Source organism: Duganella sp. LjRoot269, from assembly GCF_964254095.1.
Taxonomy (GTDB): domain Bacteria; phylum Pseudomonadota; class Gammaproteobacteria; order Burkholderiales; family Burkholderiaceae_D; genus Rugamonas; species Rugamonas hordei.
The window spans coordinates 5,586,947-5,611,286 of sequence record NZ_CAXUSL020000001.1 but is presented as its reverse complement, the minus strand read 5'-3'; the positions used below and the strand labels follow the sequence as shown (position 1 = coordinate 5,611,286).

Here is a 24,340-nt window from a genome sequence, read left to right as displayed (position 1 = left end):
CTCAGTTCCCCACGTAGCGCATGGTGGCCTGCGCGGTCAGGTCGACACCGTTCAAGCCGTAGGGGTTGACCGGCACCAGGTCGTCGCCCAGCAGGCTTTCGATGCGGACCGCCACGGTGACCGGGATGCTGAAGCCGGCACAGGCGCCGCCGCCGTTGCACATGACGCTGACCACGGGCGGGGCGCCGCCTGTGTGCAGGTCGGCGATCTCGGCATCGGCGATGGCCCTGGCGACCGCCACAGTGCCGGCCATGCGCGCGGAGGAGCTGACCTCGAGCGCCGGCGCCGACGCCAGATAGCGCGTCGCGTCGTGCGCCGCCTTTTGCATCACCTGGTAGTGGTACAAGGTGCGGCCGAGAAACACGGTCGCCGCCAGCAGCAGCACAAATGCCGGCAGCACCAGCGCCAGCTCGACGGCAGCGATGCCGCGCTGGCGGCGGCTCCGATGGCCGCGCGTCATGGCAGCAGCTCCACCGTGCCGCCCAGTTCCTGGTCGTCGACGGCGCCGGCAAACTCGGCGCTGAGGGCGGTGCCGGTGGCTTTCACCGTCATGAAGAACCTGCCGATCGCCAGCACGGAGGCGCTGACGGTGCCGCCGGCGGGAACGGGGCAGGACAGCAGGGCCACGTTCAGCACGCGGCGCCTGGCCAGGCCGGGCAGGTTGGCGCTGGACGGCGCCTGGAAATTGACGCCGGACAGTGGCTGGTAAGGCGTCGTCGCCGGATAGGAGAGCGCGATCGGCACGCCCGGCGCGTACAGCGTGGCCCAGTTGGCCGGCGCGAAGGTGGCGTAGCCGGCCGCCGGTTCGGGCACGCCCGGCGTGTAGGCGGTGAACTTGACCGACCTGGCGTACGACCACAGCAGGCCGTAGTCGCCGGCGGCGTAGCTGGTGGCGCCGTTCAGCGGGTCGGCGGCGGTCCACAGCTTGGTGCCCTCGGTGGTGCGCTGCCTGGCGGTCTGGAAGCTGCGAGCGCTGTTCATCCACGGTATCGTGCCGTTGTAGTCGTAGGACTTGACGTTGGCGTCGGGCGGCGCGCCGTTGGGGCTGCAGACACCGCCGCCATACTGGTCGAAGCGCGAGTTCAACTGGTTGAACAGCGTGGCGAGCGGAAAGCCGCGCCGCACCGTGATGGCGCCGCCCTGCAGGCGCGGCATCTGCAGGCTGCCGGCGCACACGAACGGGCCGACGATGACGTCGGCGGTGTTGGCCGCCGAGCCCGCCGTGCCCGGCGGCGACAGCGGGTCGATGACGAAATTCTCCGGCGTCAGCCCGTTCGGATTGAGTTGCATCAGGTCGTAGCCGACACCGCGCCGGAAGCCGTACTCCACCAGTTCGTTGCCCGGCGCGCCAGGGTTGATGCGCTCGCCGGCGTGGGTGGCCGACATCGCGCAGATCGCCAGCGGCGTGGCGGCGATGGTCAGGCGGCCGGCCGTGGCGCGCGCGGCCGCGCTGACGGTGGCCAGGTCGCTCGACAGCACGCGCATGAAGATGGTGTCCAGCTGGCTGTAGGCCGAGCCCAGCCTGGCCGTGTCGACGCGGGCGTACAGCAGGCCGGCGGGCGCGACCAGGGCGGTGGCGGCGTCCACCCAGACGGCCGACGGCCCGTCCGGCGCGGCGCTGAAGCTGAGCGCCGCGTCGGACCAGCTGACCCGCAGCTTGTTGTACTGGTAGTTGAAGTCGGCGGCCGCGTCGGCGGCCCTGGCCAGCGCATTGCTCACGCCGGCCGACGTGCCGGTCAGCTGGCGCGCGGCGGCCAGCGCGGTGGCGTCCGCCAGCGACTGCAGCTCGGCCTTGCGGTTGTAGAGCTGGGCCAGGTCGAGCGCGAAGCCGATCATGCCCAGCAGGCCGATCAGCGCCAGTCCGAACATCAGCGCGAAGGCGCCGCGCTGGCGCCGTAACAAGCGGCCCGTGTGCTCCATGCTGCCCTCCGGAAAACAATATCGTTGAGTTTATCCAGGCGGAAACATTTGAATTTGATCGGGGACAAGAAGGGTGGCGCACGCTCCTGACAGAAACTGTCACAGCTTGCCATTAACATAAGGCCATGCTTACCAACCAAGAGGAGAACACCATGATCAGCCCTAGCTTTGTTTTGCTGTACGTCGACAATCCGGCCACCAGCGCCGCCTTCTACGCCGACCTGCTGGGCCAGCAGCCGGTGGAAGCGTCGCCGACGTTCGCGATGTTCGTGCTCGAGTCCGGCTTGAAGCTGGGCCTGTGGTCGCGTCACACGGCCGAACCGAAGGTGATCGCCTCGGCCGGCGGCTCCGAGCTGGGCATTGCCGTGGCCGACCGCAGCGTGGTCAACGACATGCACGCCGACTGGTCCGAGCGCGGCGTGGCCATCGCCCAGCGCCCGGTGGCGATGGACTTCGGCTATACCTTCGTGGCGCTGGACCGCGACGGACATCGGCTGCGCGTGTTTGTGCCGGAGTAATGTGAAAGGCGGCCGCGAGCCGCCTTTTTTACGCCTTGCGAATTCTCGTTGACACTCAAAATCATTGGGTGATATATTCGCCTGCATGAATTGGTAACGTTTCCAATTTGGCTGTCGCCGACCGTTGTCTCTTCGTTCAGCGAAGTTGCCGGCGCCTTGGGCGGCGCCGGTTTTTTTCGGTATGATCGAGCACAAGATAAAAAGCGCCGGGACACACCGGCGACCAAGGAGACTGGATGAGCAAGCAATGCACGGCCGGCGCGCGCGCCGCCCCTTCCCTGTTGACGACGCTGTCGCTGTCCCTGCTGCTGACGGCGGCCGGCGCCAGCCAGGCCGCGGCGGCCGGGCCGAAGGCGGAGGTGATGCATTGGTGGACGTCCAGCAGCGAATCGGCCGCGGTGCGTAAGTTCGCCGAGGCCTACCGCGCGGCGGGCGGCGTCTGGGTCGACACTGCCGTGGCCGGCGCCGACCAGGCCAAGGCCGTGGCCATCAACCGCATCGTCGGCGGCAATCCGCCGACGGCCGCGCAGTTCAACACCACCAAGCAATTCCGCGACCTGATCGACCAGGGCTCGCTCAACAACGTCGACGATATCGCCGCGCGCGACAAGTGGGACCAGCTGATGCCGGGGCCGATGCTGGACGTGATCCGCGTCAAGGGCCATTACTATGCGCTGCCGGTCGACATCCACATGTCGACCTGGATCTGGTATTCGAAGGCCGCGTTCAAGAAGGCCGGCATCGCCACAGAGCCGGCCACCCCGGACGAGCTGTTCGCCGCGCTGGACAAGCTGAAGGCGGCCGGCGTGGTCGGCCTGGCGCATGGGGGCCAGCCGTGGCAGGAGAACATCCTGTTCCAGGCCATGCTGGCCAATGTCGGCGGCAAGGAGCTGTACCTGCGGATCCTGCGCGACCGCGATCCGAAGGCGCTCAATTCCGAGGCGTTCAAGAAGGTGCTGCTGGCCTTCAAGCGCCTGCAAACCTATGTCGACGCCGGTTCGCCCAACCGCAACTGGAACGATGCCACCGCCATGCTGATCAGCGGCAAGGCCGGCGTGCAGATCATGGGCGACTGGGCCAAGGGCGAATTCGCCGCCGCCAAACAGAGCGCGGGCAAGGACTACGGCTGCATCGCCGGCCTGGGCCCGGCCGTGCCCTACCTGATCCAGGGCGACGCCTTCGTGTTCCCGAAAACCGCCAACGCCGATGCGGTCAAGGCGCAAAAGCTGCTGGCCACGACCATGCTGGCGCCGGCCGCGCAGCTGGAGTTCAGCAAGCTCAAAGGCTCGCTGCCGGTGCGCAGCGATATCGACGTGTCGTCGATGGACGCCTGCGCGCAGGCCGGCATGGCCATCATGAAGGACAAGTCGCGCCAGGTGGGCATGATCGAAGTGTTCCTGACACCGGACCAGAACGGCGCGCTGCAGGACGTGCTGACGGCGTTCTGGAATACCCGCATGCCGGTGGAGAAAGCGCAGAAAAGCATAGCCTCGGCGCTGCTGGACTAGCCGTGGCAGGTCGTGATGCGGTATCCTTGCCGCCGCATAGACTGAACGGATAAGGTAAACGTGGCAACTATCAAAGACGTAGCCCGCCTGGCGGGAGTAGGCCTCGGCACCGCGTCGCGCGTCATCAGCGGCAAGGGCTCGGTGTCGCAGGACACGCTGGAAAAAGTGCGCAAGGCGATCGAGGAGCTGGATTTCCGGCCGTCGCACGCGGCGCGCTCGCTGTTGTCGGGCAGCTCGCAGATGATCGGGGTGTACATCCCGTATCTGAGCGGGACGTTTTACACGCCGATCCTGCAGTCGATTTACACGGCGCTGCGCGAGGCCGGCCTGAACATGGTGGTGGCCTTCGGCGTCGGCGACGGCAACGCGCGGCAACAGGCGGTGGACGGCGTGAACTTCCTGATCGAGCGCGGCAGCGACGGCTTGATCGTGATGAGCAATTCGCTGGAGGACGAGGATTTTGTGGCGCTGGGACCGTACCAGTCCAAGGTGGTGGTGATCAATCACGATTTCGCCAGCATCCCGGAGCAGTGCTTCACCGTTGATCACGACGCGGGCGGGCGGCTGGCGGCGCGCACGCTGCTGGAGCTGGGCCACCGGAAGATCGCCGTGATCGCGGGCCGCGCGGCCGCGCCGGACAACCAGACGCGTATCGCCGCGTTCATGGAGGAGCTGGCGGCGGCGGGCATCGATACGGCCGGGGTGTGGATGGAGGACGGCCAGTTTTCGCCGGAGGGCGGCAGGGAGTGCGCGGAGCACCTGCTGGCGTCGGGCTACGAATTTACGGCGCTGTTTTGCGCCAACGACGAGATGGCGGTGGGCGCCTTGTCCTGCCTGCACCGGGCCAGGGTGGCGGTGCCGGAGCAGGTGTCGGTACTGGGATACGACGACACGCACAGCGCGGAATTCACCGCGCCGGGCTTGACCAGCGTGCATATCCCGTGGAGTGAAATGACCTTGAACGGCTTGAACTATCTGCTGAACCAGTGCTACGAAATGGACCGTCCGGTCGAGCGCGATTACCGCTTGCACGTGACGGAACGGGCCTCGCTGGCAAGGGCGCCGGGCACAGGTAAAGAAGAGTAAAAATCAGGGTATGCGCTGGCCGCATGCTCTTTTTTTGCAGTATATTGGAAACGATTCCACAACCGGAGGCGCTGGATGCATACAACAAGATTGCTGAGGTCCGCATGGCTGGCAACGACGCTGCTGGCGGCGCTCGCCCATGGCCAGACGGGCGGGACGCCTGCGCAGGCGCAGCCAAGTCTGCCGATGCTGCACACCGAAGGCAGCAAGTGGCTGGCGGCGGATGGCAGCCAGCCGGCGCTGCGCGGCGTCAATCTCGGCAATTACCTGATCCAGGAGTTCTGGATGATGGGGCAGGGCAGCGCCGGCGTCGACGACCAGTGCAAGCTGGAGGCGGTGCTGGACAAGCGCTTCGGCTACGCGGAACGCGAGCGCCTGTACCGGCTGTATCGCGACAACTGGATCACCACGCGCGACTGGGACATGCTGCCCAAGCTCAACCTGAACCTGGTGCGCCTGCCGTTCATCTACAGCGTCATCGAAGACGAAAAGAACCCGCGCCACCTGCGCGCAGACGCCTGGCGCTATCTGGACAACGCCATCGACGAAGCCGAGAAGCGCGGCGTGTACGTGATCCTCGACCTGCACGGCGCCGTCGGCAGCCAGGGCTGGGAGCACCACAGCGGCTGCGCCGGCAAGAACCAATACTGGGACACGCCGGAGTATCAAGAGCGCACCATCTGGCTGTGGCAGCAGATCGCCGCGCGCTACAAGGACCGTGGCGCCGTCGCCGGCTACAGCATCCTCAACGAACCATGGGGCACCACGCCGGAAAACCTGGCCGTGGTCATGGGCGCGCTGTACAACGAGATCCGCAAGGTCGACCAGAACCACGTCATCATCCTGCCGGGCCACAGCAAAGGCATAGACGGCTACGGCAAACCGTCCCAGCATGGCCAGGTCAACGTGGCGTTCGAGATGCATCCGTATCCCGGCCATTTCGGCTGGGGCAAGCCCGGCGTGGCCGTGCACCGCGACTGGCTGCGGTGCGGCCCGACGGGGAAGACCGGCGTCTGCGAATGGAAGGCCAAGCAGGAAGGCCTGAACACCGCCTACTTCATCGGCGAGTTCCAGCCGTGGGCCTTCATGGGCCCTGAACTGGGCGGCCAGGTCACGCGCGTCACCTACGACACCTATGTCGCCAACGGCTGGGCGTCGACCGCCTGGGCCTACAAGCTGGTGTCGAACAAGGGCGGCCAGGGCAAGGGCACCTGGGGCCTGGTGACCAACGCGCCGGGCGCAAAGATTCCCAAGCTCGATTTCAACAAGGCCTCGCTGGCCGAGATCGAAAACCTGTTCCGCCTGTTCGGCAGCGTGCCGTACGAGCCGCAGCAAACCGCCATCAAGTGGATGAACGCCAAAGTCCCGCCTACCCCCTTCGCACAATAATAACCAACTATGACCATGATTCTTACCGACCTGCCTACGGCGATCCAGCGTTCCGATTTTGCCAGCGACTTCCTGTGGGGCGTGTCGACATCGGCCTACCAGATCGAAGGCGCGGCAGCCACCGACGGCCGCGTGCCGTCGATCTGGGACACCTTCAGCGAAACCCCGGGCAAGGTGCGCGACGGCTCGACCGGCGCGGTCGCCTGCGATCACTATCATCGCTGGGAAGAAGACCTGGACCTGGCAAAGTCGATGGGCTGCAACTCCTACCGCTTCTCGATCGCTTGGACGCGCATCTTCAATGGCGTGGACGCCGAGCCTAACCCCAAGGGACTGGAGTTTTATTCGAAGCTGGTGGACGGCATGCTGGCGCGCGGCCTGCAGCCGTGGTGCACGCTGTACCACTGGGACCTGCCGCAGTACCTGCAGGACCAGGGCGGATGGGAAAACCGCGCCACCATCGACGCCTACCTGCAATATGTCGACGTCATGACCAGACACCTGGGCGGTCGCATCAAGCATTGGATCACGCACAACGAGCCGTGGTGCACTGCCATGCACGGCAACTGGGACGGCATGCATGCGCCGGGCAAGAAGAGTTTGCCGATCGCGCTGCAGGTATGCCACAACGTGCTGGTGTCGCACGGCCTGGCGGTGCCGCGGATCCGCGCCAACGTGCCGGGCGCGCAGGTCGGCATCGCACTGAGCCTGCATCCGGTGAGGGCCGCCTCCAGCAGCGCCGCCGACCAGGAAGCCGTGCAGCGTCATGACGCGCTGCGCAACCGCTGGTTCCTCGATTCGTTGTACGGCCGCGGCTATCCTGAACAGGCGTTGCAATTGGTCGGCAAGGACGCGCCGCAGGTGCTGCCGGGCGACATGGACGCCATCGCCGTCAAGATGGATTTCCTCGGCGTGAACTACTACTTCCCGGAAGTGGTGACCGACGCGCCGGACCAGTATCCGCTACGCACCTCCATCGTGTATCCGCAGGACCGCCAGCGTACCGACTTCGGTTGGGAGGTGTCGCCTGAGGGGCTGGTCGATCTGCTGGAGCGCATCGCGCGCGACTACCCGACCGGAGACCTGTACGTGACCGAGAACGGTTCGTCCTACGACGATCACCTGTCGGCCGACGGCAGCGTCGACGACACCGCGCGCCGCGACTACCTGATCCGCCACCTGGCGGCGATGCGCGACGCCATCGGCGCCGGCGGCAGGATCAAAGGCTATTTCGCCTGGAGCCTGCTGGATAACTTCGAATGGGCGGAGGGCTACCTGCGCCGCTTCGGCCTGACCTATATCGACTACCCGACACAACGCCGCATTCTCAAGCAAAGCGGCCAGTGGTACAGCGCCTTCCTGCAAGGCGAGTAACCGTCATTCCCGCGCAAGCGGGAAACCATACTCAGCATGGGTTCCCGCTTGCGCGGGAACGACGAGCTGACAATTCAAATAACGGAGACAAGCACCTAATGAACAATCATAACCACATCCTGCGCCGCGCCGTATTGGCCGCCACGCTGGCGCTGGGCGCCTCCAGCATCGCCGCCGCGCCGTCGGCGCCGTTGAAAGACTGGCCGCACATCACCAGCGCCGTCAAGCAGGACAAGGCCATGGAGGCGCGCATCAAGGAGATCGTCGCCGGCATGACGCTGGCGCAGAAGATCGGCCAGATGACGCAGCCTGAAATCAAATTCAGCACGCCGGAAGACATCCGCAAGTACTACATCGGCTCCGTGCTGAACGGCGGCGGCAGCTGGCCGGACGGGAACAAGCACGCCAGCGCGGCGGACTGGGTCAAACTGGCCGACGCCTACTACGACGCCTCGATGAGCACCGACATGAAAGTGCAGATCCCCGTCATCTGGGGCATCGATGCCATGCACGGCAACAGCAATATGTACGGCGCCACGCTGTTCCCGCATAACATCGGCCTCGGCGCCGCGCGCGACGCGAAGCTGATCGGCGAGATGGCCAAGTCGGTCGCCAAGGCGGTGCGCGCCACCGGCATCGACTGGGTGTTCGCGCCGACGCTGGCCGTGGTGCGCGACGACCGCTGGGGGCGCACCTACGAAAGCTTCTCCGAAGATCCGGCCATCGTCAAGGACTACGCGGGCGTCTACGTCAAGGGTCTGCAGGGTGACCTGAAAGGCGACGGCACCGTGGTCGCCACCGCCAAGCACTTCATCGGCGACGGCGGCACCGCCGAGGGCAAGGACCGCGGTGAGAACCACTCGACGATGTCGGAGATGATCAACATCCACGCGCAGGGCTACTACCCGGCGCTGCAGGCCGGCGTGCAGACGGTGATGGCGTCCTTCAACAGCTGGAACGACGTCAAGGGCGGCGTCGACCACGGCAAGATGCACGGCAGTAAAGAGCTGCTGACCGACGCGCTGAAAACCAAAATGGGCTTCGATGGCCTGGTCGTCAGCGACTGGAACGCCATCGCCGAAGTGCCCGGCTGCGGAGAAGACAGCTGCGCCGCCTCGATCAACGCCGGCGTCGACCTGGTGATGGTGCCGGAAAAGTGGAAGACCTTCATCGCCAACACGATTGCGCAAGTGGAAAAGGGCGAGATTCCGATGTCGCGCATCGACGACGCGGTGACCCGCATCCTGCGCGTGAAGCTGCGCACCGGCCTGTTCGATGGCAAGAAGCCTTCGCAGAACGCCTACGCCGGCAAGCAGGAAACGCTGCAGGCGCGCGACCTGGCGCGCCAGGCGGTGCGCGAATCGCTGGTGCTGCTGAAGAATAACGGCGGCGTGCTGCCGCTGGCGCGCGGCAGGAAGATACTGGTGGTCGGCAAGAGCGCGGACAACATGGCCAACCAGTCCGGTGGCTGGTCGCTGACGTGGCAGGGTACCGACAACAAGAACAGCGACTACCCGTTCAGCGACACCATCCTGGCCGGCATCCAGGACGCCGCCGGCAAGGACAACGTCACCTTCAGCGAAAACGCCGCCGGCGTGGACGTCTCCAAGTTCGACGCCGTGATCGCGGTCATCGGCGAGACGCCGTACGCGGAAGGCGACGGCGACATCGGCCCGGCCGGCACGCTGCGCGAGTCCGGCCGCCATCCCGAAGACCTGGCGGTGCTGCAGGCCGTGTCGGGCAAGGGCAAGCCGGTGGTGACGGTGCTGCTGTCCGGTCGCCCGCTGTACACCAATGACCTGCTGAACCTGTCGGACAGCTTCGTCGCCGCCTGGCTGCCCGGCACCGAGGGCAAGGGCGTGTCCGACGTCCTGTTCCGCAAGGCGGACGGCAAGGTCAACGCGGACTTCCGCGGCAAGCTGTCGTTCTCGTGGCCGAAGTCGGCCTGCCAGTCGCCGCTCAATGTCGGCGATGCCTCGTATGATCCGCTGTTCAAATTCGGCTACGGCTTGAACTACGCCAGCAAAGCGACCGTGCCGGTGCTGGACGCGAGCTTCCCCGCGGGCGGCTGCGGCAAGACCACGTCCATGTCGGTGTACAGCCCGACGGACCGCTCGACCTACGCGTTGTACGTCACCAGCGGCGACAAGCGCGTGCCGCTGGGCGCGGACCTGAACGCCGTGTTCAACCTGCCGACCGTCAAAGTCGAAACCGCGCAGATCAACACCCAGCAGGACGCCAAGCGCCTGACCTGGACCGGTCCGGCGAAGCTGGAGGCACAATCTTCCAAGGCCTTGAAGGTGCCTGCCTTCGCAAGTACTGACGGTGCACTGCAATTTGATGCTATCGTGTCGGCTGCGCCGGCGGGCAAGGTCAATATCGGTATCGAAACCACCGAGTTGGATGCCGGTGCCGTGTTCCAGCGTTTGGCCGGCAAGGGCAAGCAGACGGTCAAGATTCCGCTGTCGTGCTTCACCGCCAAGGGACTGGTGCCGGCGGCTTTGAGCACGCCGTTCAGCGTGGCCGCCGATGCGCCGTTCGCGGCGACGTTCGCCAACATCCAGATCGTTGGCGGCGCCGCCAGGGACAAGGATGCGCTGGCGTGCGGCGACTTTAAATAAAAATCAGGAGAAAGTAAAAGCATGGAACATTATTCGCAAGCTGCCCCGGTTGCGGGCAGCCAATCGCAGGCCGGCGGCAACACCGGTCCGCTGGTCATCGTCACCATCCTGTTCTTCATGTGGGGCCTGCTGACGTCCCTGAACGACGTGCTGATCCCGCACCTGAAGGCTGTCTATACATTAACCTACGTGCAGGCCATGCTGGTGCAGTTCTGCTTCTTCGGCGCCTATTTCATCGTCTCGCTGCCGGCCGGTATGCTGATCAAGAAGATCGGCTACCAGCACGGCGCCGTCGCCGGCCTGACCATCGCGGCGGCCGGCTGCGCGCTGTTCTATCCGGCGGCGACCAGCGGCTACACGCTGTTCCTGATCGCCTTCTTCGTGCTGGCAGGCGGCATCACCATCCTGCAGGTGGCGGCCAATCCATATGTGACGGTGCTGGGCGATCCGCAGACGGCATCCAGCCGCCTGACGCTGACCCAGGCCTTCAACTCGCTGGGCACCACCGTGGCGCCTACGCTGGGCGGCATGCTGATCCTGGCCGGCGGCGTGTTGAGCGCGGCCGACCTGGCCAAGCTGCCCGCTGTCGAGCAGGCGGCCTACCACGCCAAGGAAGCGTCCAGCGTGCAGGGTCCTTACCTGGTGCTGGCGCTGGCGCTGCTGGCGCTGGCCGTGCTGTTCGCGTTCGCGCGCCTGCCGAAGATCGTCGACGCTGAACAACCAGGCGGCGAGAGCGCCGGCTGGTCGGCCGTGCTGAAGCACCGCCACCTGGTGCTCGGCGCCGTGGCGATCTTCCTGTACGTGGGCGGCGAGGTCAGTATCGGCAGCTTCCTGATCAACTTCATGGGCGACCCGAAAGTGATGGGCCTGGCGGCCGCCGACGCGGCGCCGTTCGTCAGCTACTACTGGGGCGGCGCGATGATCGGCCGTTTCATCGGCTTCGCCGTCATGCGCTCGGTCAGCCCGGGCAAGGCGCTGGCCTTCAACTCGGCGGCGGTGATCGTGCTGGTGCTGGTGGCGATCTTCAGCGGCGGCCACCTGGCCATGTGGTCGATTCTGGCGGTTGGGCTGTTCAATTCCATCATGTTCCCGACCATCTTCTCGATGGCGCTGAACAAGCTGGGTCCATTGACCGGCCAGGGTTCGGGCGTGCTGTGCATGGCGATCGTCGGCGGCGCGCTGGTGCCGTTCGCGCAAGGCCTGCTGGCCGATAACATCAGCCTGCAGCTGTCGTTCCTGGTGCCTGCCGCGTGCTACACCTTCATCCTGTACTTCGGCCTGAAATACGCCAATATGTATTCGGAAAAATAATCCGCCCGGCGCGGTGGTTGCGGAAGGCTCCCTGCGGGGAGCCTTTTTTTATCGGAATTTTGACCTGCCTCATGGAGTTGATGCCTTCGGGTAATGTGCGACATTTTTGACAGCTCGTGCAGCACTATCATGGCAACTCTATCCAATGAAAAGGGCGGTTCCATGAGCAATCCCATCAAAGCATACCTGGTCGGCGGCGGCATCGGTTCGCTGGCGGCGGCCGCGTTCATGATCCGCGACGGCGGTATCGCCGGCGCCAACATCACCATCTTCGAGGCCATGCCGGTGGCCGGCGGCAGCCTTGACGGCGGCGGTGATGCGGACACCGGCTATACGCTGCGCGGCGGCCGCATGCTCACCACCGACAACTACGAATGCACGTGGGACCTGTTCAAGAGCATCCCGTCGCTGGAGCATGAAGGACTAAGCGTCTACGACGAGACCATCGCCTTCAACCAGATGCACCAGTCGCATTCGCAAGCGCGCCTGGTCGACCGCAACCGCTTCCGCGTGAACGTGACGTCGATGGGGTTCTCCATGCAGGACCGAACCGAGCTGCTGGCGCTGGCCGAAGCCGATGAGGAAGCGCTCGGCAACAGCGCCATCACCGACTGGCTGTCGCCGGAATTCTTCGACACCAAATTCTGGTACATGTGGGCCACCACGTTCGCCTTCCAGCCCTGGCACAGCGCGGTGGAGTTCAAGCGCTACCTGCATCGCTTCATGATGGAGTTCTCGCGCATCGAGACGCTGGCCGGCGTCAAGCGCACCGTCTACAACCAGTACGATTCGCTGGTGCGGCCCTTGCAGGATTGGCTGCAAAAGCAGGGCGTGCAGGTGGTCCACAACTGCAAGGTGGACGATATCGCCGTGATGGAGGAGGGCGGCACCTTGACCGCGACCTCGCTGCGCTGCGTGCGCAACGGCGAAACCGAAACCATCGCCGTCGGTCCGCATGACCTGGTGTTCTTCCAGAACGGTTCGATGACCGATGCGTCGAGCTACGGCAGCATGCACAGCGCCCCGCCCAAGCTGGACAAGCGCGACAGCCAGGGCTGGGCCTTGTGGGAAAAGCTGGCGGTGGACCGTCCGCAGTTTGGCAATCCGGCGGCGTTCAATTCCAGCGTTTCCGAATCGTGGTGGGAGTCGTTCACCGTCACGCTGAAGGATCCCGCGTTTTTCAACAAGATGCAGCAGTTTAGCGGCAACGTCGCCGGCACCGGCGGCCTGGTGACGTTCAAGGATTCGAACTGGCTGCTGTCGGTGGTGCTGGCGCACCAGCCGCATTTCGCGGGCCAGCCGGAGGGCGTGCAGGTGTTCTGGGGTTATGCGCTGCATCCGGACCGCATCGGCGATTTTGTCGCCAAGCCGATGGCCGATTGCAGCGGCGAGGAAATCCTGCGCGAGCTGTGCGGACACCTGAATTTCGACATGGCGGAAGTGTTCGCCGCGGCGAACTGCATACCGTGCCGCATGCCTTACATCACCAGCATGTTCATGCCGCGCTTTAAGAGCGACCGTCCGCTGCCGGTGCCGCCGAACTCGCGCAACCTGGCCTTTGTCAGCCAGTTTGTCGAGGTGCCGGAAGATGTGGTGTTCACGGTCGAGTATTCGGTGCGCGCGGCGCAGATGGCGGTCTACCAGCTGCTCGACATCAAACGCGAGGTGCCGCCCGTCAGCCACCATGATCAGTCGCTGAAGGTGAAATTCGACGCGGCCGTCAAGGCCTTCAAATAAGGCGATCCACGGCGGCGCGCGGGTGTTACCATGGTCGTTCACCAGGAGTCCCATGCCTATCGAACTCCCCACCCCGGCCGCCGGCCTGCATCAACTGACGCTGGATGGACTGGCCTTGCATGGCTGGTCGCAGCAGAACCTGTTTTTATCAGATGAACTGACGCTGGCGCTGGCCGCCGAATGCCGTGTCGAGGCGGCGGAGGGCGCGCTGGCGTTCGCCGCCGTCGGGCGTGGCGCCGCGCAGGCGGTGCGCGCCGACATACGGGGCGACCGCATCCTGTGGCTGGAGGCGGGCCGCTCCGACGCCTGCGACCGTTATCTGGCGATCATGGAATCGCTGCGCCTGGCGCTGAACCGCGAGTTCTTCCTGGGGCTCGACAGCTACGAAAGCCACTTCGCGCTGTACGCGCCCGGTGCCGCCTACCACAAGCATCTGGACCGTTTTCAGGATGACGATTTGCGCACCGTCTCGGTGGTGATTTATCTGAACCCGGATTGGCGGCTGGAGCAGGGCGGCGCCCTGCGTCTGCATCCGCTGGACGCGCCCGTCAACGACATCGCGCCGATGGGCAGCCGGCTGGTGTTGTTCCTGTCGGCCGACATGCCGCATGAAGTGCTGCCGGCCACGCGCGACCGTCTGTCGCTGGCCGGCTGGTTCCGCCGCCGGCCGCACTAGATTTTGAGATACGGCTCAGGCCAGCGCGCTCATTAGTTTCTGCATGGGTGTCAGCGGAATCAGCGAGTCGGTTTCGTCGATTTCCAGCATGACATCGTTGTACGCGACTGCGCGTAGTGGTTCAATTTCTTCCGAATCGGTCTGCCTTGCCTCGTGTAGCAGATGTTGGATCGCGGCAGCGTCGAGGTTGTCGGACTTGGCGATCAGCGCCGCGTACTTTCGGACGTCCGAATGTAGTGCGGCGATTTTTTCCGCCGGTCTTATGGCGAAATTGAGAATGCCAAAAATGGCAAACGCGGCCATCATCCACGTGGCGGCCATCGGCATTTGCGCGGCAATTGCAGCAATCGCGCTGCTGCCGGCCAGCATGCTTATAAATGTTAAGGTAGTCTGAATCCGTCGATAGAAGCGCACGCTGCGCTGGCCGACGCGCTGGGCATAGCGCAGTTCAATCTGCAGTTGCTCCTTGTCTGGTTTCATCTTAATCCCCTTTCTTCGGCTGAGGCTGCTTTGGTCGAGGCTTGGGCTTCTTGCGCTTCGGTTTTGGAATCGAGCGAGGCGGCACAAAGGATTTCGGTTCCGGGAGTTTCATTGTAGGCCCTTCCGGCCCGTATCGACGGGCGCACGATTCCATCATGCGGGCGCTCTTTGAGGCCGCTTTGTGCTGTATCAGGAGTATGCCGGGCTGGGCCGGTGGGGAGGACGCCGCCGGAAACAATCCGGCGACGGCTGACGCGCTTACAGGAAGCGGTCGAGGATTTTCTTGCTGTGCTTGTCCAGTTCGCGGACGTCGCGGATCAGGTAGTGGATGCCGTGGATGTCGGAGACCAGCAGCGTGTCCACCGTCAGGCGGCGGATGTCCTCCTCGCCGCGCAGCACGAACTCGGTGTCGCCGCGGTCGGTCGCCACCGACCAGGTGCACGGCGTGGCGTAGCTGGTCACGCTGTTGATGCGCGCGATCTCCGGCATGAACTCGCGTCCCGACAATTCCTCGCGTACCAGTTCGCCCTGCGCCGCCGGCAGGTCTTCGATGCGGTCGATCCAGCCGACTTCCTTGCCGTCGGTGCTGACCAGCGCGATGCCGTCGGTCGGCGCCTGCACCGGGAAGGCGCGCACCGGCGCCACGCCTTCGTGCACCACGCCCTCGGTGGTGGTCAGCACCAGCCGGCCGAAGGGATTGCGTACCAATTCAAATTTGCTCGTCATAGTGTTCTCTTATTCCTTGCTGCCGCTGTCGTCCAGATCGGTGTCGACGTTGCGGGCCTGCGCCTGGTACAGGCGGTAGTAGGCGCCTTCGCGCGCCATCAGGTCGTCGTGCGCGCCTTCTTCCACCACCACGCCGCGGTCGAGCACCACCAGGCGGTCGGCCTTCTGCAAGGTCGACAGGCGGTGCGCGATGGCGATCGTGGTGCGGCCCTGCACCAGGTTTTCCAGCGCGCGCTGGATCTCTTTCTCGGTCTCGGAATCGACCGAGGAGGTGGCTTCGTCGAGGATCAGGATCTTCGGATCGATCAGCAGCGCGCGGGCGATCGAGATGCGCTGGCGCTCGCCGCCGGACAGGCCCTGGCCGCGCTCGCCGACCATCGAGTCGTAGCCCTGCGGCAGGCGCAGGATGAACTCGTGCGCATGCGCGGCGCGCGCGGCGGCGATGATTTCGGCGCGGGTCGCATCGGGTTTGCCGTAGGCCAGGTTCTCGGCGATGGTGCCGAAGAACAGGAACGGCTCCTGCAGCACCAGGCCGATGTTGCGGCGGTAGTCCGACACGGCGAACGAGCGGATGTCGACGCCGTCGAGCATGATCGCGCCTTCGGACACGTCGTAGAAGCGGCAGATCAGGTTGACCAGGGTCGATTTGCCGGAACCGGAATGGCCGACCAGGCCGATCATTTCGCCGGCCTTGATATCGAGGTTGATGCCGCGGTTGACGGCGCGGTTACCGTAGCGGAAGCCCACTTCGCGCAGGGTGATGTTGCCGTCGACCTTGGCCAGCTTGACCGGATTGGCCGGTTCGGGCACCGACGACACGTGGTCGAGGATGTCGAAGATGCGCTTGGCGGCCGACGCCGATTTCTGCGTCACCGAGACGATGCGGCTCATCGAGTCGAGGCGGCCGTAGAAGCGGCTCGAATACGCGATGAACGCCGACAGCACGCCGACGGTGATGTGGCCCTTGGACACCTGGTAGATGCCGAACACCCAGATCACCAGCAGCCCCAGCTCCGTCAGGAACGACACGGTGGGCGAGAACAGCGACCAGATTTTATTGAGCTTGTCGTTGACGGCCAGGTTGTGCTTGTTGGCGGTGCGGAAGCGCGCCGCTTCGCGCGACTCCTGCGCAAACGCCTTCACCACGCGGATGCCGGGGATGGTGTCGGCCAGCACGTTGGTCACCTCGCCCCACACGCGGTCGATCTTCTCGAAGCCGGTGCGCAGGCGGTCGCGCACCATGTGGATCAGCCAGGCGATGAACGGCAGCGGCAGCAGCGTGAAGATGGCCAGCCACGGATCGATGGAGAACAGGATCACGCCGGTCATGATGATCATCAGGCAGTCGGACGCGAAGTCGAGCAGGTGCAGCGACAGGAACACGCAGATGCGGTCGCTCTCGCTGCCGATGCGCGACATCAGGTCGCCGGTGCGCTTGCCGCCGAAGTATTCCAGCGACAGGCGCAGCAGGTGGTCGTAGGTCTCGGTGCGCAGGTCGGCGCCGATGCGCTCCGACACCAGCGCCAGCACGTAGGTCTTGCCCCAGCCCAGTATCCACGCCAGCACGGCCGACGCCACCAGGCCGGACATGTACAGCGCCACCATCATCGGATCGACCGCCTTGCCGTTCTGGTAAGGGATCAGCACATTGTCCATCAGCGGGATGGTCAGGTAGGGCGGGATCATGTGCGCGCCGGTCGACAGCAGCATCAGCGCGAAGCCGAAGCCCAGCGGCAGCTTGTACGGCTTGGCGAAGCGCCACAGGCGGAACAGGGTCCAGGTCGACGGCGGCGTGTAGACCACCTTGGTGCAGATCGGGCATTCCTCCTGCTCGGGTTCGAGCGGCGCCTTGCAGCTCGGGCAGATGTTTTTCTCTTCGCGCAGCACCGGCACGCCGGTGGCGTGGCTGTCGCGGTGGGCGTCGAACTGCTCGACCAGGCGGATCGCCTGCAGGTTCTGGCCCAGCGTGAAGCGCCAGGCGCCCAGGCGGCCGCCGGCGTTGATCAGTTCCAGGTGGCCGACGCCGGCGTGGTCATGGTGTTGGAGCGCCAGGTCGTGGTCGAAGGGCCAGCTTTGCCAGTCGTTGCGGCCCGGCGCGCGCGCCAGGACACGGGTGCCGGTGACCAGAATTATCCCCTTGGAAAAACGAAGTTGTTCATCCAAGTCAACCTCCAGGGCACTTACAACGTTTTCCCCTTGGGAAAGTTGTGCCTGTATCTCGGAACGCCAGCGCTCAGGTAGCTCGCTCTGGCTGGAGTTGGAGGAAAGTTGTTCTGTTGTCATCGTGCAGCGTACTCCGGCGGAGAAAAGGTGGAACAAAAGGTGGAACTAGTAGGTGTTGCGTCTGATATAACTGCTTTATTTACGGTATTCTGTCAGTTGTTACATCCTTGACAGAAATCAAGATGAACCAGTGTTTTGTTGGCGGCAAGTATAACGCACACGCAGGGACGGCCAAATGCAATTTGGCTACCAGTGGTGGTACAGAGGTTAAAATACGGCGCGGGCTGGCCACGGCTGATAACAAAGATACAAGAATAGAAACATGATCAAGAAGAAAGACATTGAAGTTCTCCGCGTAACCCATTTGCGCGGGCCCAACATCTGGACTTATCGCCCGGTGATCGAGGCGTGGCTGGACATTGGCGAGCTGGAGAATTTCCCCTCGAATTTGTTGCCTGGCTTGTATGAACGCCTGACGACGGTCCTGCCGGGCCTGATCGTGCACCGCTGCGGCGTGGGCGAGCATGGCGGTTTCCTGGAGCGTTTGCGCGACGGCACCTATGCCGGCCACATCCTCGAACACGTGGTGCTGGAACTGCAAAACCTGGCCGGCATGAAAACCGGCTTCGGCAAGACCCGCCAGATCGGCGAGAACACCGGCATGTACAAGATGGCCTTCCGCACCCGCCAGGAGCAGGTCGGCCGCGCCGCGCTGGCCCACGGCCGCGACCTGCTGATGGCGATGATCGAGGATAAGCCCTATGACCTGGCCGCCACCGTGGCCGAGCTGACCGACATGGTCGAGTCGCTGTGCCTGGGACCGAGCACCGCCAACATCGTCGACGCCGCCACCGTGCGCAAGATCCCGTCGATCCGCCTGACCGACGGCAACCTGGTGCAGCTGGGCCATGGCGCCCGCCAGCGCCGCATCTGGACCGCCGAAACCGAACAGACCAGCGCCATCGCCGAGGGCATCGCCAGCGACAAGGACCTGACCAAGTCGCTGCTGGCCTCGTGCGGCGTGCCGGTGCCCGAGGGCGAACTGGTGACCAGCGCCGAAGCGGCCTGGGAAGCGGCGCAGGACATCGGCGTGCCGGTGGTGGTCAAGCCGTACGACGGCAACCACGGCCGCGGCGTGTCGCTGAACCTGATGACCGAAGCCGACGTCACCGCCGCGTACGCGCTGGCCGCGCGCAAGGGCGACAGCACGAGCGTGATCGTCGAGCGCTTCGTCGCCGGCAACGAGCACCGCCTGCTGGTGGTCGGCAAGCGCCTGGTGGCCGCCGCCGCCGGCGAGTCGCTGTGGGTCACCGGCGACGGCAAATCCAACATCATCGAACTGTGCGACAGCCAGATCAACACCGATCCGCGCCGCGGCACCACCGAAGACGCGCCGCTGAACCAGATCGCGCCGCAGCATGGCGCCGAGATCATCCTCGAGCTGCAGCGCCAGGGCATGACCGCGTACTCGGTGCCGCAGGACGGCCAGAAAGTGCTGATCCAGCCGAACGGCAACGTCGCCATCGACGTCACCGACAAGGTGCACCCGCAGGTCGCCGCGATGGCGACGCTGGCGGCGCGCGTGGTCGGCCTGGACATCGCCGGCATCGACGTGGTGGCCGCCGACATTTCGCGTCCGCTGCAGGAGCAGGGCGGCGCCATCATCGAAGTCAACGCCAGCCCCGGCTTGCTGGCCCATTTGAAGCCGGCCGGCGGCGAGCCGCGCAACGTCGGCGAAGCGATCGTCGACCACCTGTTCGCGCCGGACGAGGGCGGGCGCATGCCTATCGTCGGCATCGCGGGCAAGCACGGCACCACGATGGCGTCGCGCCTGATCGCCTGGCTGCTGCAGATCAGCGGCCGCAAGGTCGGCCTGACCTGCGCCGACGGCCTGTTCGTCAACGGCCGCCTGCTGCCCAAGGACGGCTTCAGCGACTGGGAAACCGGCGAGCGGCTGCTGCTGAACAAGAATGTCGAAGCGGGCGTGTTCGAAGCCAGCGCCCGCATGATACTGACCGAAGGCCTGGCCTACGACAAGTGCGCGGTCGGCGTGGTCACCGACGTCAGCGACTTCGAAGAGCTGAGCGAGTTTTACATCGACAGCGCCGACAAGCTGTACGGCGTGCTGCGCACCCAGGTCGACGTGATCCTGCCGAGCGGCGTGGCGGTGCTGAACGCGGCCGATCCGCAAGTGGTGGACATGGCCGACCTGTGCGACGGCGAGGTGATTTTCTACGGCGTCGACGAGCACCTGGCCGCCGTCGCCCAGCATCGCCAGGATGGCAAGCGCGTGGTGTTCCAGCGCCAGGACAAGGACATGAGCCGCATCGTGCTCGCCCAAGGCTACGACGAAGCGGCCAGCCTGCCGCTGTCGCCGCTGGTGCCGCCGGAGGCCGTGCTGGCCGCGATCGCCGCCGGCTGGGCGCTGGGCCTGACGCCTGAACTGATCGGCGCCGGCCTGCGCACGTTCGATGCGAACCCGAAGCGAACTCATCACTGATACATCACTGAAAGAACAAGCAGATTTATGGAAGTCATCCGCACCCGCGCCCTTCGCGGCCCGAATCTTTGGAGCCACCACACCGCGGTGGAGGTCATCGTATCGTGCCCGCCCGAGGAGCGCTCGATCGCCTCGCTGCGCGGTTTCGAGCAGCGCCTGCATGCGCGCTTCCCCGCCATCGGCGCGCTGCGCCCGACCGGCCATGACGACGACGTGCCGCTGGCCCGCGTGCTGGAAGTGGCGGCCCTGAGCCTGCAGGCGCAAGCCGGCTGCCCGGTCACCTTCAGCCGCACCACGGCCACGCTGGAAGACGGCATCTACCAGACCGTCGTCGAGTACAGCGAGGAAGCGGTGGGCCGCCTGGCGATGACGCTGGCGCACAACCTGATCAACGCCGCGCTGGCCGACACGCCGTTCGACCTGACCGGCGCGCTGAACGAATTGCGCGACCTGGACGAGGATGTGCGCCTGGGCCCGAGCACCGGCGCCATCGTCAGCGCCGCCATCGCCCGCGACATCCCGATCCGCCGCCTGACCGAAGGCAGCATGGTGATGTTCGGCTGGGGCTCGCGCCAGCGGCGCATCCAGGCCGCCGAAATGGACACCACCAGCGCCATCGGCGAATCGATCGCGCAGGACAAGGAACTGACCAAGAAGCTGCTGCACGCGGCCGGCGTGCCGGTGCCTATCGGCCGCACGGTGGAAGACGCCGAGGATGCCTGGGCGGCGGCGCAGGAAATCGGCCTGCCGGTGGTGGTCAAGCCGAAGGACGGCAACCAGGGCAAGGGCGTCACGGTCAACGTGATGTCGAAGGAGCACATGGAAAAAGCCTTCCACACGGCGAAGGAATTCCGCGACAACATCATGGTCGAGCGCTACCTGCCGGGCCACGACTACCGCCTGCTCGTCATCGGCAACAAGCTGGTGGCGGCCGCGCGCCGCGATCCGCCGCAGGTGGTCGGCGACGGCGTGCACACGGTGCGCGAGCTGGTCAACATCGTCAACGCCGATCCGCGCCGCGGCAGCGGCCACTCGACTTCGCTGACCAAGATCCGTTTCGACGACATCGCCATCGCGCGCCTGGCGCTGCAGGACCTGGAGGCGGACTCCGTGCCGAGCAAGGGCCAGCGTGTCATCCTGCGCAACAACGCCAACCTGTCGACCGGCGGCACCGCCACCGACGTCACCGACGACGTGCACCCTGAAGTGGCGGCGCGCGCGGTGGAGGCGGCGCAGATGATCGGCCTCGATATCTGCGGCGTCGACGTGGTCTGCGACGGCGTGCTGCAACCGATCGAGAACCAGCGCGGCGGCGTGGTCGAAGTGAACGCCGCGCCCGGCCTGCGCATGCACATCGCACCGTCGTACGGCAAGGGCCGTGCGGTGGGCGAGGCCATCGTCAACACCATGTTCGCGCCGGGCGACGACGGCCGCATTCCGGTGGTCGCGGTCACCGGCACCAACGGCAAGACGACGACCGTGCGCCTGATCGCGCACCTGCTGACCGCCAGCGGCCTGCGCACCGGCATGACCAATACCGACGGCGTCTACATCGAAGGCCGCCAGACCGACAGCGGCGACTGCAGCGGTCCGCGCAGCGCGCGCAACGTGCTGCTGCATCCGGACGTGGACGCGGCGGTGTTCGAAACCGCGCGCGGCGGCGTGCTGCGCGAAGGCCTGGCCTTCGACCGCTGCAAGGTCGCCGTGGTGACCAACATCGGCAGCGGCGACCACCTCGGCCTGAACTACATCACCACGGTGGAAGACCTGGCCGTGCTGAAGCGCGTGATCGTGCAGAACGTTTCCGAGAGCGGCTTCGCGGTGCTGAACGCGATCGATCCTATCGTCGCCGGCATGGCGGCCAACTGCCGCGGCAAGGTGATCTTCTTCGGCGCCGACCGTGGCCATCCGGTGATCGCCACGCACCTGGCGCAGGGCTGCCGCACCGTGTACGTGGAGGACGGCCAAATCGTCGCCGCGGAAGGCAAGGAATTGAACAAGATCGCGCTGTCCATGGTGCCGATCACCCGCAACGGCGCCATCGGCTTCCAGGTGGAGAACGTGATGGCGGCGGTGGCGGCGGCGTGGGGCGTGGGCATCAGCTGGGACGCGATCCGTCTCGGCCTGAAGACCTTCGCCAACGATTCGGACAATGCGCCGGGCCGTTTCAACGTGTTCGACTACAAGGGCGCGACGCTGATCGCCGACTACGGCCACAATCCGGACGCCATCCTGGCGTTGGTGCAGGCGGTGGAGACGATGCCGGCCAAGCGCCGCTCGGTGGTGATTTCCGGCGCCGGCGACCGCCGCGACCAGGACATCACGCAGCAGACCGAGATCCTCGGCCGCGCGTTCGACGACGTGATCCTGTACGAAGACGCGTGCCAGCGCGGCCGCGTCGACGGCGAGGTGGTGGGGTTGCTGCGTTCGGGCCTGAACGGCGCGCCGCGCACCACCCACATCCAGGAGATCTACGGCGAGTTCCTCGCCATCGATACCGCGATGGGGCGCCTGCAGGAGGGCGACCTGTGCCTGATCCTGATCGACCAGGTGGAGGACGCCCTGGCCCACATCGCCAAGCGCATCAAGGAAGCGTAAGTCCAATCCGGGGTCAGATCCGACATTTGGACACGAGCTCTGCTGTAGCAGCCGCTACAGCAGAGCTCGTGTCCAAATGTCGGATCTGACCCCGGATTGTTTTTGGCTATCAATTCCATAGATATATATAGATTTTATTTATGGCGTTGTCTCGGTAGAATAGTTTCACCCTATCGAACAACGAGGAGTTATAGCCATGAGTCAGCCACCGATTACCACCGCCTCCGGCATCCCAGTCGCCGACAACCAGAATTCGGCCAGCGCCGGCGAACGCGGTCCTTTGCTGTTGCAGGACTTCCACCTGATCGAGAAACTCCAGCACTTCAACCGCGAGCGCATTCCCGAGCGCGTCGTCCATGCCAAGGGCTCGGGCGCCTACGGCACCTTCACCGTCACCCACGACATCACCCGCTACACCAAGGCCAAGCTGTTCTCCGAGGTGGGCAAGAAGACCGACACCTTCGTGCGCTTCTCCACCGTCGGCGGCGAGAAGGGCAGCGCCGACACCGAACGCGATCCGCGCGGCTTCGCCATGCGCTTCTATACCGAGGAAGGCAACTGGGACCTGGTCGGCAATAACACGCCGATGTTCTTCATCAAGGACGGCATCAAGTTTCCCGACTTCATCCACACGCAAAAGCGCGATCCGCAGACCAACCTGAAATCGCCGACCATGATGTTCGACTTCTGGAGCAAGGCGCCGGAAAGCCTGCACCAGGTGACGATGCTGTTCTCCGACCGTGGCACGCCGGACGGCTACCGCCACATGGACGGTTTCGGCAGCCACACCTTCAGCCTGATCAACGCCGCCGGCGAGCGCGTCTACGTCAAGTGGCACCTGAAGACCAAGCAGGGCATCAAGAACCTGCCCGCCGACGTCGCCACCCGCATCGCCGGCGAAGATCCCGACTACGCGCAGCGCGACCTGTTCGGCGCCATCGCCGCCGGCGACTTCCCGCAGTGGGACGTCAGGCTGCAGGTGGCCACCGAGGCCGAACTGGCGGCGTGGGAAGCGCGCACCGGCTGGAATCCGTTCGACCTGACCAAGGTCTGGCCGCACAAGGATTTCCCGCTGATCCCGGTCGGCGTGTTTGAGCTGAACCGCAATCCGCTGAACTACCACGCCGAAGTCGAGCAGGCCGCGCTGTCGCCGGCCAACATCGTGCCGGGCATGGGCTACTCGCCGGACAAGATGCTGCAGGCGCGCCTGTTCGCCTACCACGACGCGCAACTGTACCGCGTCGGCACCAACCACCAGCACCTGCCGGTGAACGCGCCGCGCTGCCCGTTCCACAACCAGCAGCGCGACGGTGCGATGGCGATCTCCAACGGCGGCTCGGCGCAGAACTACGCGGCGGTCGACGCCGGCGGCAGCAATCCGCAAGGCCTCGGCCACGGCGAGCCGGCGCTGGCGCTGCACGGCGGCGCGGCCCGCTACGACGGCCGCGGCAAGGAAGACGATTACACGCAGGCCGGCAACCTGTTCCGCCTGATGCCGGCACAGGAACAGCGCAACCTGTTCAACAACATCGCCGGTCCATTGAGCCAGGTCAGCGCCGAGATCATCGAGCGCCAGCTGGGCCACTTCGACAAGGCCGATCCGGCCTACGGCGCCGGCGTGCGCGCAGCGCTCAAGGCACGTGGCGTGACCCTGGGCTAAAGAGCGGCTGCGG

17 protein-coding genes are annotated in these 24,340 nt (G+C 65.3%); 12 read left to right on the top strand and 5 right to left on the bottom strand.

Annotated elements, in window-relative coordinates; all coding sequences use genetic code 11:
- Position 1: 1 nt before the first annotated feature.
- Both ACSQ3S_RS25070 and ACSQ3S_RS25065 read right to left on the bottom strand, forming a co-directional pair.
- Complete coding sequence (locus tag ACSQ3S_RS25070; protein ID WP_436144107.1) at positions 2-460, bottom strand: TadE family protein; 459 nt, start codon at positions 458-460, stop codon at positions 2-4.
- Positions 457-1,920, bottom strand: coding sequence for a pilus assembly protein TadG-related protein (locus tag ACSQ3S_RS25065; RefSeq protein ID WP_436144106.1), 1,464 nt, complete (start codon positions 1,918-1,920; stop codon positions 457-459). The genes ACSQ3S_RS25070 and ACSQ3S_RS25065 overlap by 4 nt, the downstream gene beginning before the upstream one ends.
- Before the next feature lie 152 nt (positions 1,921-2,072).
- On the opposite strand from ACSQ3S_RS25065, the gene ACSQ3S_RS25060 reads away from it, so the two are divergent.
- The 9 genes from ACSQ3S_RS25060 to ACSQ3S_RS25020 all read left to right on the top strand — a co-directional run bounded on the left by ACSQ3S_RS25060 (position 2,073) and on the right by ACSQ3S_RS25020 (position 14,140).
- The gene (locus ACSQ3S_RS25060; protein WP_176652013.1) at positions 2,073-2,438 is read left to right on the top strand and encodes a VOC family protein; all 366 of its coding nucleotides are present in this window, start codon (positions 2,073-2,075) and stop codon (positions 2,436-2,438) included.
- A gap of 236 nt (positions 2,439-2,674) precedes the next feature.
- Positions 2,675-3,946 carry an ABC transporter substrate-binding protein gene (locus ACSQ3S_RS25055; RefSeq protein WP_436144105.1) on the top strand — a complete coding sequence of 424 codons (1,272 nt, stop codon included), beginning with the start codon at positions 2,675-2,677 and terminating at the stop codon, positions 3,944-3,946.
- Between the two features lie 60 nt (positions 3,947-4,006).
- Positions 4,007-5,032 (top strand): LacI family DNA-binding transcriptional regulator, encoded by a 1,026-nt coding sequence (locus ACSQ3S_RS25050; protein WP_176652011.1) that lies wholly within the window; start codon positions 4,007-4,009, stop codon positions 5,030-5,032.
- A 75-nt stretch (positions 5,033-5,107) separates the two neighbouring features.
- Positions 5,108-6,421, top strand: a complete 1,314-nt coding sequence (locus tag ACSQ3S_RS25045) for a glycoside hydrolase family 5 protein (RefSeq protein WP_436144104.1) — start codon at positions 5,108-5,110, stop codon at positions 6,419-6,421.
- Between the two features lie 9 nt (positions 6,422-6,430).
- Positions 6,431-7,795 (top strand): GH1 family beta-glucosidase, encoded by a 1,365-nt coding sequence (locus tag ACSQ3S_RS25040; protein ID WP_353402738.1) that lies wholly within the window; start codon positions 6,431-6,433, stop codon positions 7,793-7,795.
- 98 nt (positions 7,796-7,893) lie between these two features.
- Positions 7,894-10,416 carry a glycoside hydrolase family 3 N-terminal domain-containing protein gene (locus tag ACSQ3S_RS25035; RefSeq protein ID WP_436144103.1) on the top strand — a complete coding sequence of 841 codons (2,523 nt, stop codon included), beginning with the start codon at positions 7,894-7,896 and terminating at the stop codon, positions 10,414-10,416.
- A 21-nt stretch (positions 10,417-10,437) separates the two neighbouring features.
- The gene (locus ACSQ3S_RS25030; protein ID WP_176652007.1) at positions 10,438-11,727 is read left to right on the top strand and encodes a sugar MFS transporter; all 1,290 of its coding nucleotides are present in this window, start codon (positions 10,438-10,440) and stop codon (positions 11,725-11,727) included.
- A 162-nt stretch (positions 11,728-11,889) separates the two neighbouring features.
- Entirely contained in the window at positions 11,890-13,464 is a 1,575-nt protein-coding gene (locus ACSQ3S_RS25025; RefSeq protein ID WP_436144102.1) for an oleate hydratase, read from the top strand.
- A 52-nt stretch (positions 13,465-13,516) separates the two neighbouring features.
- Positions 13,517-14,140 (top strand): 2OG-Fe(II) oxygenase, encoded by a 624-nt coding sequence (locus tag ACSQ3S_RS25020; protein WP_436144101.1) that lies wholly within the window; start codon positions 13,517-13,519, stop codon positions 14,138-14,140.
- 15 nt (positions 14,141-14,155) lie between these two features.
- On the opposite strand, the gene ACSQ3S_RS25015 is transcribed toward ACSQ3S_RS25020, so the two are convergent.
- The 3 genes from ACSQ3S_RS25015 to ACSQ3S_RS25005 form a co-directional block, all read right to left on the bottom strand.
- A complete protein-coding gene (locus tag ACSQ3S_RS25015; protein ID WP_413448501.1) occupies positions 14,156-14,620 on the bottom strand; it encodes a hypothetical protein in 465 nt (154 codons plus the stop codon).
- A gap of 258 nt (positions 14,621-14,878) precedes the next feature.
- On the bottom strand, positions 14,879-15,346 hold the full coding sequence (locus tag ACSQ3S_RS25010; RefSeq protein WP_176652003.1) for a DUF1854 domain-containing protein: 468 nt from the start codon (positions 15,344-15,346) through the stop codon (positions 14,879-14,881).
- Between the two features lie 9 nt (positions 15,347-15,355).
- Positions 15,356-17,629, bottom strand: a complete 2,274-nt coding sequence (locus tag ACSQ3S_RS25005) for an ABC transporter ATP-binding protein (protein ID WP_436144100.1) — start codon at positions 17,627-17,629, stop codon at positions 15,356-15,358.
- 262 nt (positions 17,630-17,891) lie between these two features.
- Here ACSQ3S_RS25005 and ACSQ3S_RS25000 point away from each other — a divergent pair, with 262 nt between their 5' ends.
- The 3 genes from ACSQ3S_RS25000 (at position 17,892) to ACSQ3S_RS24990 (ending at position 24,327) form a co-directional block, all read left to right on the top strand.
- A complete protein-coding gene (locus tag ACSQ3S_RS25000; protein ID WP_413448503.1) occupies positions 17,892-20,069 on the top strand; it encodes a cyanophycin synthetase in 2,178 nt (725 codons plus the stop codon).
- Positions 20,070-20,096: 27 nt separating this feature from the next.
- Complete coding sequence (gene cphA, locus ACSQ3S_RS24995) at positions 20,097-22,667, top strand: cyanophycin synthetase (protein ID WP_436144099.1); 2,571 nt, start codon at positions 20,097-20,099, stop codon at positions 22,665-22,667.
- A 196-nt stretch (positions 22,668-22,863) separates the two neighbouring features.
- On the top strand, positions 22,864-24,327 hold the full coding sequence (locus tag ACSQ3S_RS24990; protein ID WP_436144098.1) for a catalase: 1,464 nt from the start codon (positions 22,864-22,866) through the stop codon (positions 24,325-24,327).
- Positions 24,328-24,340 lie beyond the last annotated feature (13 nt).

Excerpts from the sequence above, each read along its gene's own strand:
- ACSQ3S_RS25040 (WP_353402738.1), top strand. The coding sequence starts at position 6,431 with ATGACCATGATTCTTACCGACCTGCCTACGGCGATCCAGCGTTCCGAT.
- ACSQ3S_RS25045 (WP_436144104.1), top strand. The coding sequence starts at position 5,108 with ATGCATACAACAAGATTGCTGAGGTCCGCATGGCTGGCAACGACGCTG.
- ACSQ3S_RS25025 (WP_436144102.1), top strand. The coding sequence starts at position 11,890 with ATGAGCAATCCCATCAAAGCATACCTGGTCGGCGGCGGCATCGGTTCG.
- ACSQ3S_RS25015 (WP_413448501.1), bottom strand. The coding sequence starts at position 14,620 with ATGAAACCAGACAAGGAGCAACTGCAGATTGAACTGCGCTATGCCCAG.
- ACSQ3S_RS25055 (WP_436144105.1), top strand. The coding sequence starts at position 2,675 with ATGAGCAAGCAATGCACGGCCGGCGCGCGCGCCGCCCCTTCCCTGTTG.
- ACSQ3S_RS25010 (WP_176652003.1), bottom strand. The coding sequence starts at position 15,346 with ATGACGAGCAAATTTGAATTGGTACGCAATCCCTTCGGCCGGCTGGTG.
- ACSQ3S_RS25065 (WP_436144106.1), bottom strand. The coding sequence starts at position 1,920 with ATGGAGCACACGGGCCGCTTGTTACGGCGCCAGCGCGGCGCCTTCGCG.
- ACSQ3S_RS24990 (WP_436144098.1), top strand. The coding sequence starts at position 22,864 with ATGAGTCAGCCACCGATTACCACCGCCTCCGGCATCCCAGTCGCCGAC.
- ACSQ3S_RS25030 (WP_176652007.1), top strand. The coding sequence starts at position 10,438 with ATGGAACATTATTCGCAAGCTGCCCCGGTTGCGGGCAGCCAATCGCAG.
- cphA (WP_436144099.1), top strand. The coding sequence starts at position 20,097 with ATGGAAGTCATCCGCACCCGCGCCCTTCGCGGCCCGAATCTTTGGAGC.
- ACSQ3S_RS25070 (WP_436144107.1), bottom strand. The coding sequence starts at position 460 with ATGACGCGCGGCCATCGGAGCCGCCGCCAGCGCGGCATCGCTGCCGTC.
- ACSQ3S_RS25060 (WP_176652013.1), top strand. The coding sequence starts at position 2,073 with ATGATCAGCCCTAGCTTTGTTTTGCTGTACGTCGACAATCCGGCCACC.
- ACSQ3S_RS25020 (WP_436144101.1), top strand. The coding sequence starts at position 13,517 with ATGCCTATCGAACTCCCCACCCCGGCCGCCGGCCTGCATCAACTGACG.
- ACSQ3S_RS25035 (WP_436144103.1), top strand. The coding sequence starts at position 7,894 with ATGAACAATCATAACCACATCCTGCGCCGCGCCGTATTGGCCGCCACG.
- ACSQ3S_RS25005 (WP_436144100.1), bottom strand. The coding sequence starts at position 17,629 with ATGACAACAGAACAACTTTCCTCCAACTCCAGCCAGAGCGAGCTACCT.
- ACSQ3S_RS25000 (WP_413448503.1), top strand. The coding sequence starts at position 17,892 with ATGATCAAGAAGAAAGACATTGAAGTTCTCCGCGTAACCCATTTGCGC.